Genomic DNA, 15874 nt, shown 5'->3' on the forward strand with positions numbered 1-15874 from the left:
GTCAGTAGACTGGAGTGCAGACGTACTCAACACAACCAAGGGTGGAACTCATGGCCAACAACGGTCGCCCGGGCGCAGTCCGAAAGCTCAAGAAGGGCCCCACCACCGGAACCGGTGGCCACGGCCGCAAGGCACTCGAAGGCAAGGGGCCCACCCCCAAGGCCGAGGACCGCCCCTACCACAAGGCATACAAGAACAAGCAGCTCGCCGAACGCTCGGAGGCCAAGCGGGCCGGCGGCAGCCGCGGCGCCGGGGCACGCTCTGGCCCCAAGGGCCGCGCCACCGAGGAAGTGGTGACCGGCCGCAACTCGGTGGTCGAGGCACTCCGGGCAGGCATTCCGGCCAAGGCGCTGCACGTCGCTATCCGCATCGAGATGGACGACCGTGTCAAGGAGTCCCTCAAGCTCGCCGCCGAACGCGGCATCCCGCTGCTGGAAACCGGCAAGCCCGAACTCGACCGCATGACGGACGACGCCGTGCACCAGGGCCTCGTGCTGCAGATCCCGCCGTACGACTACCAGGACGCCTACGATCTCGCTGAGCAGACCGTGGACCGCTGGAAGAAGGGGCACGTCACGAACGCACCCCTCTTCGTCGCCCTCGACGGCATCACGGATCCCCGCAACCTGGGCGCCATCATCCGCTCGGTGTCCGCATTCAGCGGCCACGGCGTGATCGTCCCCGAGCGGCGCTCCGTCGGAGTTACGGCCGCAGCCTGGAAGACCAGCGCCGGCGCGGCTGTCCGCGTGCCCGTCGCCCGCGCCTCCAACCTGAACAATGCCCTGAAGCAGTTCAAGTCCATGGGCATCTTCGTCCTGGGGCTCGACGGCGACGGCGACGTTTCGCTGCCGGACCTCACCCTCGCCACGGAGCCGGTCTGCATCGTGGTGGGTTCCGAGGGGAAGGGGCTCAGCCGCCTGGTCCGCGAGAACTGCGACCAGATTGTCTCGATCCCCATCGACTCTGCCATGGAGTCGCTCAACGCCTCCATGGCCGTAGGCATCTCCCTCTACGAAGTGTCCCGCCAGCGCGCCGCCAAGTAGGTTATATGCCGTTTGGATGGCGGCGCAGCCGCCATCCTCCGTGCTGCTCCTTCGTTGCTTGGTGTGCGCTTCCGCTAGAAAGCGCGGCGGTTGGCCAGGACGGGCAGCCTGGTTTGGGCTTCCTTGACGACGGCGGGATCAAGGTCGGCGAACAGCAGGCCGGCGGCGCCGTCGAGCTCTCCCAGTACTTCACCGAACGGTGAGATGACGGCGGAGTGCCCAACTCCTGTGGGTGCTGTGCCGCGCGGCTCGACGCCTTGGGTGGCGGGGTCACCCTGGCCGCAGGCAAGGACATAGGTGGTCGTGTCGACAGCGCGGGCGCGGGCCAACAGCTTCCATTGGTCGACTTTGCCCGGGCCGGCGCCCCACGACGCGCAAATGATGTTTGCAATGGCTCCGCGGTCGGCATTTGCGGTGAACAGGGCCGGGAACCGGATGTCGTAGCAGGTGGCCAGGCCGAAGGTGAGGCCGCCGGCGTCGAACGTCACAGGCCCCGTTCCGGCATCCACAGTGTCCGACTCAAGAAAGCCGAACGCGTCAAAGAGATGCACCTTGTCGTAGCTCGCTTCCACGCCGGGGCCGGTGACGAGCAGCGTGTTCCGGACCTTGCCGCCTCCTGCCCCGGACGCGGCACCGGGGGTGAACATGCCGGCCACGATAACGATGTCCAGCTCAGCGGCTATGGAACGGACCCGGTCCGCCCAGGGGCCATCAAGCTGTTCGGCGATGCCGATCAGGGGATTTCCAAACGCGCGCATCGTGGCCTCGGGGAAAACGACCAGCCCGGCGCCCCCTTCCTTGGCCAGGCGGGCGTATTCCTCAACCAGGACGAGGTTGCGCTCCACGTCGCGACCGGTGATGATCTGGGCCAGTGCAATCTTCACGAATACTTCCACCTCGGTGCGGATTTACGGTCAGCAGGCGCCGCCCTCTGTCAGCGAAACGTCACATGCCGGAATAAATCGGCATTCTGAACGTGACAGTTAAGCTTTAATCGATGGTAATGCCCTTAGTAGATACAGCCTCCAGCGTAGACGCCTCCCAGGCGTTACCCCTCGGTGTAAGTTCCCTCCGCCCGGGGCCCTCCCTGGACGGCTCCTCAAGCGGGCGCGCCAATGTGGCGGTCTACGCTCCCGGCGTGCTTACGCTGGAGATCGCCTACCAGGCACCGGGCGGCAGTTGGCGGGTCCAGACCCTGCCGAACGTCACCGAGGGCGTCCATCACGGCATCGTGGAGGGCCTCCCGGTCGGCTCGCGCTACGGCTTCCGCGAGGCCCCCGCCGCGCAGGCCCTGCCACTCTCGGTTCCCACCGTGAATTTTGACGACGGCGAGCGGCAGCCGCTGCTGCTCGATCCCTACGGGCGGGGCGTGGACCAGCGGGCTGACCTGCTCACCAGCGTGAGGATGTCCAGCGACTTCGACTGGGGCTCCGACCGCCCGCTGCATACACCGTGGCGGGACACCATCATCTACGAGGCACATGTCCGCGGGCAGAGCATGCTGCACCCGGACATCCCGGAGAGGCTGCGAGGCACGTACGCCGGCATGGCCCACCCTGCGATGATCGAGCACCTCACTGGTCTTGGCATTACGGCGGTGCAGCTGCTGCCGGTTCATTTCCACCTTGACGAGCCGCACCTTCAGAACCTGGGCCTGACCAACTACTGGGGCTACAACACCGCGGCCTTCTTTGCCCCGCACCCTGCCTATGCAACGCGGTCTGCCCAGGAAGCCGGGCCGCAGGCGGTGCAGGACGAGTTCAAGGGCATGGTTAAACTTCTGCACGCCGCCGGCATCGAGGTCATCCTGGACGTGGTCTACAACCACACCGCCGAGGGCGGACCGGACGGACACACGCTCTGTTTCCGCGGGCTGGGAGAGGAGAAGTACTACCGCACGGACGGCCACGGCAAATACATCGACACGACGGGCTGCGGGAACAGTCTCAACTTTGGTCAACCGCGTGTTGTACAGCTCGTGCTGGATTCGCTTCGGTACTGGGTGGACGAATTCCACATCGACGGCTTCCGATTCGACCTTGCCGTGACGCTCTGCCGGAACGAGGCCAATGAGTTTGATCCGAAGCACCCGTTCCTGGTCGCCGTTGCGGCCGACCCGGTACTGTCCCGGGTCAAGCTCATCGCCGAACCCTGGGACGTGGGTTACGGCGGCTGGCAGACGGGCCGCTTCCCGATTGGCTGGGTTGACTGGAACGACCACTACCGCGATGCCATGCGTTCGTTCTGGCTGGCAGACCGCGCGGCCATAGATTCGGGAGGCCAGGGCGGCTCCGTGGCCCGGCTGGCAGATGCGCTGGCCGGTTCCGCCAGTCTCTTTGAACCGTCAGGCCGCTCCAGGCTCGCCTCCTTGAACTTCATCACGGCCCATGACGGGTTCACCATGGCCGACCTTGTCTCCTACGACCGCAAGCACAACGAGGCGAACGGTGAGCAGAACCGGGACGGGCACGGCGACAACCGCAGCTACAACCACGGTTTTGAAGGCCCGACCGAGGACGAAGGCATCCTTGCCCGGCGGGCCCAGACTCAGCGGAACCTGATGGCCTCGCTGATGATCTCCCTCGGGGTCCCTATGATCACGGCCGGAGATGAACTTGGCCGCACGCAGCAGGGCAACAACAATGCCTACTGCCAGGACAATCCCCTCGCCTGGCTCGACTGGACCAGCACACCGGAATCGCACGCCATGCTCAGGAGCACCAAGCGCGTCATCCGGCTCCGCAAGGAATTCCTTGCCGGGCAGCCAAATGACTACGCGGTGCGGGACGCGCAGTCGTACCTGTTTTGGTATGACCAGCATGGCGAGCCGATGACCATGGAACGGTGGAATGATCCCCGGAACCGCGTGGTGCAGCTGCTGCTGGGCTCGGACGACGGGCAGGCAGCCGGACTCATCGTGGTCAACGGCGGGCGCGATGACGTCCCGGTCACCCTTCCGAAGGCGATCAAGGACGACGGCACAGCCAAGCGGATATTCGAACTGCGTCTCACCACGTCCGACCTCCATGACCAGCGCCAGGGCGTTCAGGTCGGGTCCGGTGACGCGGACCTCGTGCAGGCCAACACCATCAACATCTACCGCACCTAACATCAGGATCGGCATCAGGGACGGGAAAGCGTGAATATGCGCAGGCTGTTGGCGGCCGTCGTGCTGATCGTGCTGCTGGGCGTGGCCCTCGTGGTGTCCAACGGACTCCAGCCGCAGGCGGGGGGTCCCCTGGCTGAGTCAGGTCCCGCGGTTCCGTCCCCCCGCGCACTCGGGGCAACCGCAGGGGCCGGAGGGGTTCCCAACCCATCCGCCCTGCCAACCATCCCGGAGTCCCAGCTCCCGGCCGAAGGCCGCACAACCCTCGCGCTCATCCGGCGGGGCGGGCCGTTCCCTTACGAGCGCGACGGCGCGACGTTCGGCAACTTTGAGCGCATCCTGCCCCGGAAATCCCGTGACTACTACCGGGAGTACACTGTCCCCACGCCCGGGGAGCCTGATCGCGGCGCCCGTAGGATCGTGGCGGGCAAGGCGGGCGAAAAATACTACACGGCAGACCACTACGAGTCATTCAAGTTCATAGCAGAGGGCAAATAGCGCAATGAAGATCTATTCAGCAGACACCTGGACCGTCGAGGAACTGACTGACCAGGTCGCTGACGCCGGGCGCCGCAGCCTGGTGATCCCCGCCGCCGATTCCAAGAAGGAAGTGCTGGCCACTTTCGGCGAAGCCCTGGAATTCCCGGAACACTACGGCGTCAACCTGGACGCTCTGAACGACTCACTGCACGACTTCGCGGACTCCATCTCCGACAACGGAGCGGAACCGCTCACCGTCATCTGGCAGGTGCCGGCAGCCTTCCGCAGCGACAGGTCCTTCGGCGTCATCTGCGAAATCCTGCAGGACGCCGAAAGCTACGCCGGGAAGGACCTGGCAGTCATCGCTGTACTCCTCTAGGCGCGAGCCTAAACGCGACAGGGCCCGCGCCTGTGCGCGGGCCCTGTCTAAGCGTGGCCCGAAGGGGCCTGACCGGCAAGCCTAGGCGTTGACGATCAGGCCCAGCTCGGCCCTGGATGCGAGGGCGTCGTGCTTGGGCAGCACCCGCACCGTGTAGCCGAACGATCCTGAGCGGTCGATTACGATGGAGCCTGTGAACAGGTACCGGCCATTGCCGAGTTCATCCTTCGGATCAAGCTCCACGAGTGTCACATTGGCAAGTTCGTCGCTTTCCTCGGCCTGCCCGTAGGCGACCTCCACCGCCACGTCCTGCGGCGTCAGGGTGTGCAGTCCCACGTAGGCATTGACCTCGAGAGTGTCGCCGATCTGAGGATCCTCGGACACGCCCAGGGAATCCACATGCTCCACGTGGAGTTGGGGCCAGGCAGAGCGGACCTTGGAGGTCCAGGCTGCGAGTTCCTTGGCCTGGCTGAAGGATCCTGCCACCGCATGCCGTCCGGAGACCGCCGCCGGCCGGTACAGGACGTTGACGTAGTCCTGGAGCATGCGTTCGGCGGAGACAGCCGGGCCCAGGTGGGCGAGCGTGTGCTTGATCATGGACACCCAGTGGGTGGGGATCTTCTCGTGCCCGGTGGCGGACGGACCGGCAGCCCCGGCCGCCTCGGAAACCGTGTTGCCGTAGAAGCGCGGCGCCACCTGCGTTTCAAGCAGCTCATAGAGGGCGGCCGCCTCGATGTCGTCGCGTTCGTCCGCTGAAGCGCCGTTGTTGGCAGTGGGGATCGCCCAGCCGTTTTCGCCGTCGTACATCTCATCCCACCAGCCGTCCAGCACTGAAAGGTTGAGGGAGCCGTTGATGGCCGCCTTCATGCCGGACGTGCCGCAGGCTTCCAAGGGGCGCAGCGGGTTGTTGAGCCAGACGTCGCATCCCGGGAACAGCGTGCGGGCCATGGCGATGTCGTAGTTGGGCAGGAACACGATGCGGTGGCGGACCTTGGGGTCATCCGTAAAGCGCACCAGGTCCTGGATCATCTTCTTGCCCGCATCGTCGGCGGGGTGGGACTTGCCGGCAATGACCAGCTGGATCGGGTGCTGTTTGTGCAGCAACAAAGCCTTGAGCCGTTCCGGTTCGCGCAGCATCAGGGTCAGCCGCTTGTACGTGGGCACGCGCCGGGCGAAGCCGATGGTCAGGACGTCCGGGTCAAGTACGGAATCCGTCCACGCGAGCTCGGCGTCTGCGGCGCCGCGCTTTTTCCAGGCCGCGCGAAGGCGGCGCCGGACATCCTCCACGAGAGAGGCGCGCATTTCGCGCCGCAAGGCCCAGACCTCGGCGTCGCTGACGTTGTAGGCGAGGTCCCAGCGCCCCATCGCTTCCGCTTCCGCGCCGAACCGTTCCCGGGCAAGCTTGGAAATCCGCGAATCGACCCAGGTGGGTACGTGCACACCGTTGGTCACGGAGGTGATGGGCACCTCCGAGTGATCGAATCCCGGCCAGAGCGCGGAGAACATGCCGCGGGACACTTCGCCGTGCAGCTTGGCCACGCCGTTAGCGCGCTGCGCCAGGCGCAGACCCATGACCGCCATGTTGAAGACGAACGGGTTTCCGTCCGCGAAGTTCTCGCGGCCCAGGTCGAGGATGCGGGAGGTAGGCACGTCAGGCGCAAGCCCGGCCTCGAAGAAGTGCTGGATCTGGGCGGTTTCGAAGCGGTCGATGCCAGCCGGTACCGGTGTATGCGTGGTGAAAACAGTGGACGCACGGCCCGCGGCCAACGCTTCGTCGAAGGTGAGTGCGTGTTCCCCGGCCATCAGTTCCTGGATCCGCTCGATCCCGAGGAAGCCGGCATGGCCCTCATTGGTGTGGAACACCTCCGGGGCGGGGGTGCCGGTCAGCCGCTGGTAGACCCGCAGCGCCTTGACCCCGCCCATGCCCAGCAGAAGCTCCTGCTGCAGGCGGTGGTCGCCACCGCCGCCGTAGAGGCGGTCTGTGATGCCGCGGGCGGCGTCGTCATTGCCCGGAACGTTGGAATCCAGCAGCAGCAGGGGAACGCGCCCGACGTCGGCACGCCAGATGTGCGCCGCCAGGCGCCGCCCGCTGGGCAGCGGCAGCGAGATTTCGATGGGCTTTCCGCTGCCGTCAGCCGACGGTTCCCGCAGCAGCGTCAGTGGCAGCCCATCCGGGTCAATGACCGGATACGTCTCCTGCTGCCAGGCGTCGCGGGAGAGGGACTGCTTGAAGTAGCCCGCCTGGTACAACAGGCCCACACCGATCAGCGGAACCCCGAGGTCCGACGCTGCCTTCAGGTGGTCACCGGCAAGGATGCCGAGGCCGCCGGAGTACTGCGGCAAAACTTCGGTGATGCCGAATTCGGGGGAGAAGTATGCAATGGAAGCGGGAGCGTCCTCGCCCAGGCTCTGATACCACCGCGGCTGCTCAAGGTAGCGGTCCAGGTCCTCGGCGGCTGCCTGCACGCGGGCCACGACGTCCTTGTCCGCAGCCAGACGGTGCATCTCTTCACGGCCCACCAGCCCGAGGAAACTGACCGGATCGTTGCCGCATTCAGCCCACACCCGGGGGTTGAGTCCTTCGAAGAGTTCCCTCGTGGGCCGGTGCCAGGACCAGCGCAGGTTAGTGGCCAAACGGGCCAGCGGCCGGATCGGCTCGGGAAGAACGGTTCGGACGGTAAATCTGCGGATAGCCTTCACCTGCGCCACACTAATCGAGAAGATGAACAGCAGGAACCGGTTTCGATTACTTTCCGGTAAATGACGAATCAGTTCATTTATTAACTTCGCAGGCTTAGCAATGGCTTACATTTCTCGCTAATGTCGAGCCTGTGACGACAAACACGCGAACCAGTGCCCCAGCCAAGCAAACGCCGAAAGTTTCGATCATGGACGGCCTTCGATTTGGCCGTTTCCCGATCACGAATGTTCAGCCGGTTGTCGAAGGGGGGAAGTTCCCCGCCAAGGCGCTGCCGGGCGAAGGCATCGTGGTCAGCGCAAAGTGCTTCCGCGAAGGCCACGACCAGCTGGGCGTCAGCGCCGTGCTGCTGGACCCGAAGGGCAAGGAGCGCCAGCGTGTGCGCCTCCAGCCGCCCGCTGGGGACCGAGGCAAGGGCACAGACCTTTGGGAAGGCATACTCACGCCTGAATCCACGGGCAACTGGTCCTTCGTCATCGAGGCCTGGCACGACCGTTACGGCACGTGGCACCACAACGCCGAGGTGAAGGTGGAAGCCGGCATCGACGTCGAACTGATGCTTGACGAGGGGGCCGCCCTGCTGTCGGAGGCCGCCGAGGAATCCTTCCGCGACGCCGCCGACAGGCGGACGCTGCGCTCCGCCGTCGTGGTTCTGTCCGATACCTCCAAAACCGCTGAAGAGCGGCTGGCTGCCGGCTTCGGTGCGGACGTCGCCGAGATCGTAGGCCGCGAGCCGATCCGGGAGCTGGTCACCGTTTCTGAACCGTTCCCCCTCTTGGTGGAGCGGGACCGGGCCGGCCGCGGTTCCTGGTACGAGTTCTTTCCGCGCTCCGAAGGCGCAATCCGCAACCACGAGACAGGCGCCTGGACGTCAGGCAACTTCCAGACGGCGGCCAAGCGGCTCGAAGCCGTCGCCGAGATGGGCTTCGATGTCATCTACATGCCGCCGATCCACCCGATTGGCGTCCAGCACCGGAAAGGCCCCAACAACACCCTGATCGCGGGTCCGAACGACCCCGGATCGCCCTGGGCCATTGGGGCGAAGGAGGGCGGCCACGACGCCATCCACCCCGACTTGGGCACCTTTGAGGACTTCGACGCTTTCGTGGCACGCGCCACCGAGCTGGGCCTTGAGGTGGCGCTGGACCTCGCGCTGCAGGCCGCGCCGGACCACCCGTGGGTCACATCCCACCCGGAATGGTTCACCACCAGGGTGGACGGCAGCATCGCCTACGCCGAGAACCCTCCGAAAAAGTACCAGGACATCTATCCGCTCAACTTCGACAACGATCCCGAGGGCCTGTCCAAGGAAATCCTCCGCATCGTGCAGCTTTGGGTCAGCCACGGGGTGAAGATCTTCCGGGTGGACAACCCCCACACCAAGCCGGTGTGGTTCTGGGAATGGCTGATCGCCAAGGTCAACAAGAAGAACCCGGACGTCGTGTTCCTGGCTGAGGCATTCACCCGTCCTGCCATGATGCATGCGCTGGGCCGGGCAGGCTTCCAGCAGTCATACACGTACTTCACGTGGCGGAACACGAAGAAGGAACTGGAGGAGTACTTCCACGAGGTCAGCCATGTCTCGCCGGCGTTCTTCCGGCCGAACTTCTTCGTCAACACCCCGGACATCCTCACCGAGTACCTGCAGTACGGCGGGCCTGCGGCCTTCAAGATCCGTGCTGCACTGGCTGCTACGGCCAGCCCGCTGTGGGGCGTCTACGCCGGCTTTGAGCTCTACGAGCATGTGGCCCGGCCCGGCGCGGAGGAGTACATCGACAACGAGAAGTTCGAGTACAAGGCCAGGGACTGGGATGCTGCCGCCGCGTCCGGCCGGACCCTCGCCCCGTACCTGACCAGGCTCAACGAGATCCGCAAGGCACACCCCGCGCTGGGGGATCTGCAGAACCTGACGCTGCACCACAGCACGGATGATGCCACCATCGTGTACTCCAAGCACAAGGCCCTCCCGGATGGCACCAAGGACACCATCATCGTGGTGGTCAACGTGGACCCGCACAGCACCCGGGAAAGCACGGTGTCGCTGGATCTGGCTGCGCTGCAGCTCGATTCGGACGACCTCACGCCGAATGGCGGCTTCAGGGTGGATGACCTGATTTCCGGCGAGTCTTGGGAATGGGGGGAATACAACTACGTCAGACTGGATGCCCATGTTGAACCTGCACACATCCTGCACATCCGGAGGTAGCCTCAGTGAGTTTCAGCACGCAGAACCCGTCACATCACTTCACTCCGAAGAGCACGTTCGAGCTTAATGCGCCGGGATTGCAGCATGATCCACTGTGGTACAGGAAAGCGGTGTTCTATGAAGTGCTTGTGCGGGGTTTTGCGGATGCAAACGGTGACGGGTCAGGGGATTTCCACGGCCTGATCGAGAAGCTCGACTACCTGCAGTGGCTGGGGGTGGACTGCCTCTGGCTCCCGCCGTTCTTCCAGTCACCGCTCCGTGACGGCGGCTATGACATCTCCGACTACAACTCCGTGCTCGACGAGTTTGGAACCATCAGCGACTTCAAACGGCTCGTGGCGGAGGCGCACGCCCGCGGCGTCCGGGTCATCATCGACCTGCCGCTGAACCACACCTCGGACCAGCACCCCTGGTTCCAGGAGTCACGGAAGGATCCGGACGGTCCCTTCGGTGACTTCTACGTGTGGAGCGACACGGATGAGAAGTACCAGGACGCCCGCATCATCTTCGTGGACACGGAAGAGTCCAACTGGACCTTCGATCCAATCAGGCGGCAGTTCTTCTGGCACCGGTTCTTCAGCCACCAGCCGGACCTTAATTTCGAGAACCCGAAGGTCATCGACGCGCTGTTCGACGTCGTGCGGTTCTGGCTGGATCAGGGGATCGACGGATTCCGCGCCGATGCCATCCCGTATCTCTACGAGGAGGAGGGCACCAACTGCGAAAACCTGCCCGCCACCCACGAGTTCCTCCGCAAGCTGCGGAAGATGGTGGACGAGAGCTACCCGGGGCGGGTCATCATCGCGGAGGCCAACCAGCCCCCCAATGAGGTGGTGGAGTACTTCGGAACGGAGGAAGAGCCGGAATGCCACATGGCGTTCCACTTCCCGATCATGCCCCGGCTGTACTACGCCCTGCGTGACCAGAAGGCTGCCCCCATCATCGAAACGATGCACGACACCCCGGAGATCCCCGAGGGCGCCCAGTGGGGCACCTTCCTCCGGAACCACGACGAGCTCACGCTGGAAATGGTCACCGCCGATGAGCGCGCCGCCATGCTCGGCTGGTACGCGCCGGATCCGCGCATGCGGGCCAACATCGGCATCAGGCGCCGGCTGGCGCCGCTGCTGGACAACTCCAGGGCGGAGATCGAACTGATCAATGCCCTGCTCCTGTCGCTGCCGGGCAGCCCCTTTCTCTACTACGGGGACGAGATCGGCATGGGCGACAACATCTGGCTGGAGGACCGCGATGCCGTCCGCACGCCTATGCAGTGGAACCCGGACCGCAATGCCGGCTTCTCCAACGCCGATCCCGGCAAGCTCTACCTCCCGGTGATCCAGTCGCTGGTCTACAACTACAGCATGGCCAATGTTGAGGCGGAGGCCGCGCATTCCGGCTCGCTGCTGCGCTGGACCAGGCAGATCCTGAGCGTCCGGCGGAATCACGCCGCGTTTGGGCTCGGCAACTTCAGGCACGTGGAAGCAGACCACGAAGTGGTGCTGGCCTATCTGCGTGAACTTCCCGAAGGCAACGCGGCCGGTGAACCGGCAGAGACCATCCTGTGCGCCTTCAACCTTTCACAGCACCCCGTTGCTGCCACCCTCAAACTGCCGCAGTTCGCCGGACGCGGCCTCCGCGACGTATTCGGTGGCCAGACGTTCCCGGGAGTCGGCGAGGACGGGAACCTGACCCTAACCCTCGGCAGCCATGATTTCTTCTGGCTCCGGCTGCGTTCCGTATCCTCCAACCCGGCATCTCCCTACACCCAGGCGATGCCCATCCTGTCTATTGAGGGGTGACATGACACAATCCACACTGATCCCAACGCTCGAAGAGTTACTCCGCCAGTGGCTGCCAAGCCAACGCTGGTTCCCGGTGAAGTCGGCCGCATTTACGCTGGCCCCGGTGGGCGGCCTCATCCTCAAGGACTCCTCCGGGGAGGTGGGACTTGAAGTGGTCCTGGCCTCCGTGGTGTCCGAAACGGTCGACGGCGGCCGCCGCACCGACGTGGTCCAGGTGCCGCTCAGCTACCGCCGTGAACCGCTGGCCGGCGCCGAGCGGGCCCTGATCGGCGAAATCGACAATACGGAACTGGGACACCGGTGGATCTACGACGGCGTCCACGACCCCGTCTTCATCTCCGAATGGCTTGACCTCATGCGCACCGAGGGAGTGGCCGGGACGGCCAGCGGGCACCTGCCGGAGGGCGGCCAACCGATTCCGACCGCCGCCGGTACCGTCCGCGTCCTCTCAGGCGAACAGTCCAACACCTCGGTGATCGTGGACGACGGTGTCTCCGCGGCAATCGTAAAGTTCTTCCGTGTGCTTTCGGCAGGCCGCAATCCGGAAGTAGAGGTCGGTGCTGCCCTTTCCGCAGCGCGGACCTCCGAAGTGCCGGCCACGCTTGGCTGGGTCACCGGCCAATGGCGGCCCCAACACACGACGACGGCGGACGCACCCGCCGGGGAGGACGCTGCCGCGGAAACCACGGCGCACGGCGAACTCGCCGTTGCCCACGAGTTCCTGGCCGGCGGGCGGGACGCCTGGCGCCTCGCGGTCGATGCCGCCGCGGCAGGAAACGACTTCACGCAGGAAGCCCACGCCCTGGGCCACGCCACCGCGACCGTGCACCGGCGGCTGGCTGAAACACTGGGTGTTTCCGCGGAGGCCGTCCCGGGCGGCGTCATTGCCCCCGGAGTAGCCCAGCGGGTGCGGCAGGCCTGGACGGAGGCCGGTGCCGCCGTCGGGCCGTATGAGAACGAACTGGATGCTCTCCTCCAGCAACTGGAGGGTGTCCCGGCCGGTGCGCTGCAGCGCATCCATGGCGACCTTCACCTTGGCCAGATCCTCCAGGTGCCCGGCCGGAACGGCGGGGCGGACCGGTGGGCGATCCTCGATTTCGAGGGTGAGCCGCTGCGGCCTATTTCCGAACGGAACTTTCCGGACGTCCCGCTCAGAGACGTCGTGGGCATGCTCCGCTCGTTCGACTACGCCGCCGGCGCCGCGGAGCGCGAGGGCAGCGGGGCGAACGTGCCCGAATCGTGGGTGGACGACTGCGCCGAGGCGTTCCTTGCCGGCTACTCAGAGGTAACTCCCGGCACGATAGACCGAAAGTCTCCGCTCTTTGTGGCATTGTGGCTGGACAAGGCGTTGTACGAAGTCGTGTATGAATTGCGTAACAGGCCAGATTGGCTAGCCATTCCTGTGACTGCGTCCAGGCGGCTACTCAGCAGTAAAGGCCCCGGCGATCCCGCCGGAGCCGCAGCGGAAGGTAAGAAGATGACAGGCTCTGCACCTACAGATCGGCCCCACGCACCTCTCCAAGTGGATGCGAACACGCTCTCACGTGTGGCGGCCGGTGAGCACCACGCCCCGCACTCCGTGCTTGGTGCGCATCTGGATAACTACGGCCACGTAACCATCCGCACCGTCAAGCACCTGGCCGAGGCGGTCACCGTGGTGACGGCGGCCGGGTCGGTGCCGATGACGCATGAGGCAGAGGGCATATGGGTTGCCGTGCTGGAGCCCCTGCAGGCAGGCCACGTGCCGGACTACCGTTTGGAAGTGACCTACGAGGGTGCGGAACCGGTGACGGTGGATGAGCCGTACCGCTACCTCCCCACTGTGGGTGAGGTGGACCTGCACCTGATCGGGGAGGGCCGCCACGAGAAGCTGTGGACCGTCCTCGGTGCGCACGTCCAGCACTACAAGTCCTCCCTGGGGGACGTCGACGGTGTGTCCTTCGCCGTGTGGGCTCCGAACGCCGAGGCGGTCCGCGTCAAGGGCGACTTCAATGCCTGGGATGGGCGGGAAAACTCCCTGCGCTCCCTGGGGTCTTCCGGCGTCTGGGAACTGTTTGTGCCCGGCGTTGCAGCCGGCGCATGCTACAAATTCGAGATTAAGACCAAGGGCGGTTACTGGGTCGAGAAGGCTGACCCCCTGGCGTTCGGCACCGAAGTGCCGCCGCTGACTGCATCCAGGGTTGTCGAATCCCACTACCGGTTCGAGGACGACGAGTGGATGAAGGCCCGCGCCGCACGGGATCCACACAACTCCCCGATGAGTGTCTACGAGGTCCACCTGGGATCCTGGCGCCTGGGGCTGAGCTACCGGGAACTTGCCAAGGAACTCGTCGAATACGTGAAATGGCTGGGCTTCAGCCACGTCGAGTTCATGCCGGTGGCCGAACACCCCTTCGGCGGCTCCTGGGGCTACCAGGTCACGTCCTACTTTGCACCGACCTCACGCTTCGGGCACCCCGACGAATTCCGCTACCTGGTGGACGCGCTCCACCAGGCCGGCATCGGCGTCCTCCTGGACTGGGTACCGGCCCACTTCCCGAAAGACAACTGGGCGCTTGCCGAGTTCGATGGACAGCCGCTGTACGAGCACGCCGACCCGAACCTGGGGGAGCACCCGGACTGGGGTACCCTGATCTTCGACTTCGGCCGTACCGAGGTGCGCAACTTCCTGGTGGCCAACGCGCTGTACTGGCTGGACGAATTCCACATCGACGGCCTTCGCGTGGACGCTGTCGCCTCCATGCTGTATCTGGACTATTCGCGCGAACACGGCCAGTGGCAGCCGAACCGTTTCGGCGGTCGCGAAAACCTGGAGGCCATCTCCTTCCTCCAGGAAGCCAACGCCACGGTGTACAAGACCCACCCCGGTGCGGTCATGATCGCCGAGGAATCCACAGCCTTCCCGGGAGTCACCGGTCCCACCAGCCATAACGGCCTCGGCTTCGGGCTCAAGTGGAACATGGGCTGGATGCACGACTCGCTCAAGTACATTTCAGAGGATCCCGTCAACCGGAAGTGGCACCACGGGACTGTCACCTTCTCGATGGTCTATGCGTTCACCGAGAACTTCCTCCTGCCCATCAGCCATGACGAGGTTGTCCACGGCAAGGGGTCGATGCTTCGCAAGATGCCGGGGGACCGCTGGCAGCAGCTGGCAAACCTGCGTGCCTTCCTCGGTTATCAGTGGGCGCACCCGGGCAAGCAGCTCATCTTCATGGGCACGGAATTCGGCCAGGAAGCAGAATGGTCCGAGCAGCACGGCCTTGACTGGTGGCTGGCGGACATCCCGGCGCACCGCGGCGTGCAGCTGCTGACGAAGGACCTGAACGAGCTGTACAAGTCCACGCCGGCACTGTATTCACGCGACAACGAGCCCGGTGGGTTCCAGTGGATCAACGGAGCCGATGCGGACCGCAACGTCCTGACGTTCGTCCGTTGGGACACCGAGGGCAATCCCGTGGTCGTTGCGGTGAACTTCTCTGGAGGCCCGCACAAGGACTATGCACTTGGAGTACCGTCCGTCGGCGCCTGGACTGAAGTGCTCAACACCGATGCAACCTCCTACGGTGGTTCCGGCGTCCTCAACGACGGGACCCTGACCGCGGAGGACGCAGCCATCGATGGCCAGCCCGCCACGCTGACGGTGACGCTTCCCCCGCTGGGTGTCGTTTACTTCAAGCCCGCCGGGCCGATGGCCAAGACGGTGCCGAGCCGTGCAGCCAAGGCAGAGTTGCCGGAGACGACTGTGAGCTGATTCCCGCTCTCATCACACCGCCGGAAGAGGCCCGGAATCCCCGTGATTCCGGGCCTCTTCCGTGCCTGCTGCAGTGTGCCCTGCAGCAGGCACGCTGATGGCCTACTGGAGGCGGGTTGGCTACAGGGAAAAGTAGTGGTAGAGTTTATTTCCGCGCCGCTCCCCGGAGTCGGTCGGTACAGCGACTAAGATGCCTCAGGCATCAAGGGATCGCAGGAGCCGATTTGACTAGGGTGAAGTGAGCGGGTAAGTTTGGAAAGTTGCTCCGGAGCGATCCGCGACTGTGGTTTGGTTGTGGTGGTGCCGGGTGTGTCTGTTGTTTGAGAACTCAATAGTGTGCCAAGTTTGTTGATACCGATTTTTTATGAATTGGTTGATTTGCCGGGCCTGTCCGCCCCTGTGG

At 64.8% G+C, this 15874-nt stretch carries 9 protein-coding genes; 7 read left to right on the plus strand and 2 right to left on the minus strand.

Going from position 1 to position 15874, the window contains the following annotated elements; translation table 11 throughout:
* Positions 1–50: 50 nt before the first annotated feature.
* Positions 51–1043: a 23S rRNA (guanosine(2251)-2'-O)-methyltransferase RlmB gene (gene rlmB / locus ACIP90_RS14130; RefSeq protein WP_400580024.1), complete on the plus strand. Its 993-nt coding sequence runs from the start codon at positions 51–53 to the stop codon at positions 1041–1043.
* 74 nt (positions 1044–1117) lie between these two features.
* Here the strand turns inward: rlmB and ACIP90_RS14135 are convergent, their stop codons facing one another.
* Positions 1118–1927: a carbon-nitrogen hydrolase family protein gene (locus tag ACIP90_RS14135; protein WP_400580026.1), complete on the minus strand. Its 810-nt coding sequence runs from the start codon at positions 1925–1927 to the stop codon at positions 1118–1120.
* 113 nt (positions 1928–2040) lie between these two features.
* Here ACIP90_RS14135 and glgX point away from each other — a divergent pair, with 113 nt between their 5' ends.
* Genes glgX through ACIP90_RS14150 form a run of 3 tightly spaced genes read left to right on the plus strand, consistent with a single transcriptional unit; the run spans position 2041 to position 5008 of the window.
* A complete protein-coding gene (glgX, locus tag ACIP90_RS14140; protein ID WP_400580028.1) occupies positions 2041–4152 on the plus strand; it encodes a glycogen debranching protein GlgX in 2112 nt (703 codons plus the stop codon).
* A gap of 36 nt (positions 4153–4188) precedes the next feature.
* A complete protein-coding gene (locus ACIP90_RS14145; protein WP_400580030.1) occupies positions 4189–4647 on the plus strand; it encodes a ribonuclease domain-containing protein in 459 nt (152 codons plus the stop codon).
* Between the two features lie 4 nt (positions 4648–4651).
* Positions 4652–5008: a barstar family protein gene (locus ACIP90_RS14150; RefSeq protein ID WP_400580031.1), complete on the plus strand. Its 357-nt coding sequence runs from the start codon at positions 4652–4654 to the stop codon at positions 5006–5008.
* 81 nt (positions 5009–5089) lie between these two features.
* Here the strand turns inward: ACIP90_RS14150 and glgP are convergent, their stop codons facing one another.
* Positions 5090–7708, minus strand: coding sequence for an alpha-glucan family phosphorylase (glgP, locus tag ACIP90_RS14155; protein WP_400580033.1), 2619 nt, complete (start codon positions 7706–7708; stop codon positions 5090–5092).
* A 188-nt stretch (positions 7709–7896) separates the two neighbouring features.
* Between glgP and ACIP90_RS14160 the strand changes: the two genes are divergently transcribed.
* From ACIP90_RS14160 to ACIP90_RS14170, 3 genes are read left to right on the plus strand one after another with little or no spacing between them, the layout of a single operon-like run.
* Complete coding sequence (locus ACIP90_RS14160) at positions 7897–9912, plus strand: alpha-1,4-glucan--maltose-1-phosphate maltosyltransferase (protein ID WP_400580034.1); 2016 nt, start codon at positions 7897–7899, stop codon at positions 9910–9912.
* 5 nt (positions 9913–9917) lie between these two features.
* Positions 9918–11714: a maltose alpha-D-glucosyltransferase gene (gene treS, locus ACIP90_RS14165; protein WP_400580036.1), complete on the plus strand. Its 1797-nt coding sequence runs from the start codon at positions 9918–9920 to the stop codon at positions 11712–11714.
* A 1-nt stretch (position 11715) separates the two neighbouring features.
* Positions 11716–15471: a 1,4-alpha-glucan branching enzyme gene (locus ACIP90_RS14170; RefSeq protein ID WP_400580038.1), complete on the plus strand. Its 3756-nt coding sequence runs from the start codon at positions 11716–11718 to the stop codon at positions 15469–15471.
* The last annotated feature ends 403 nt before the right edge of the window (positions 15472–15874 follow it).

Origin of the sequence: Arthrobacter sp. NPDC093139, from assembly GCF_044754165.1 — a bacterium.
Taxonomy (GTDB): domain Bacteria; phylum Actinomycetota; class Actinomycetes; order Actinomycetales; family Micrococcaceae; genus Arthrobacter.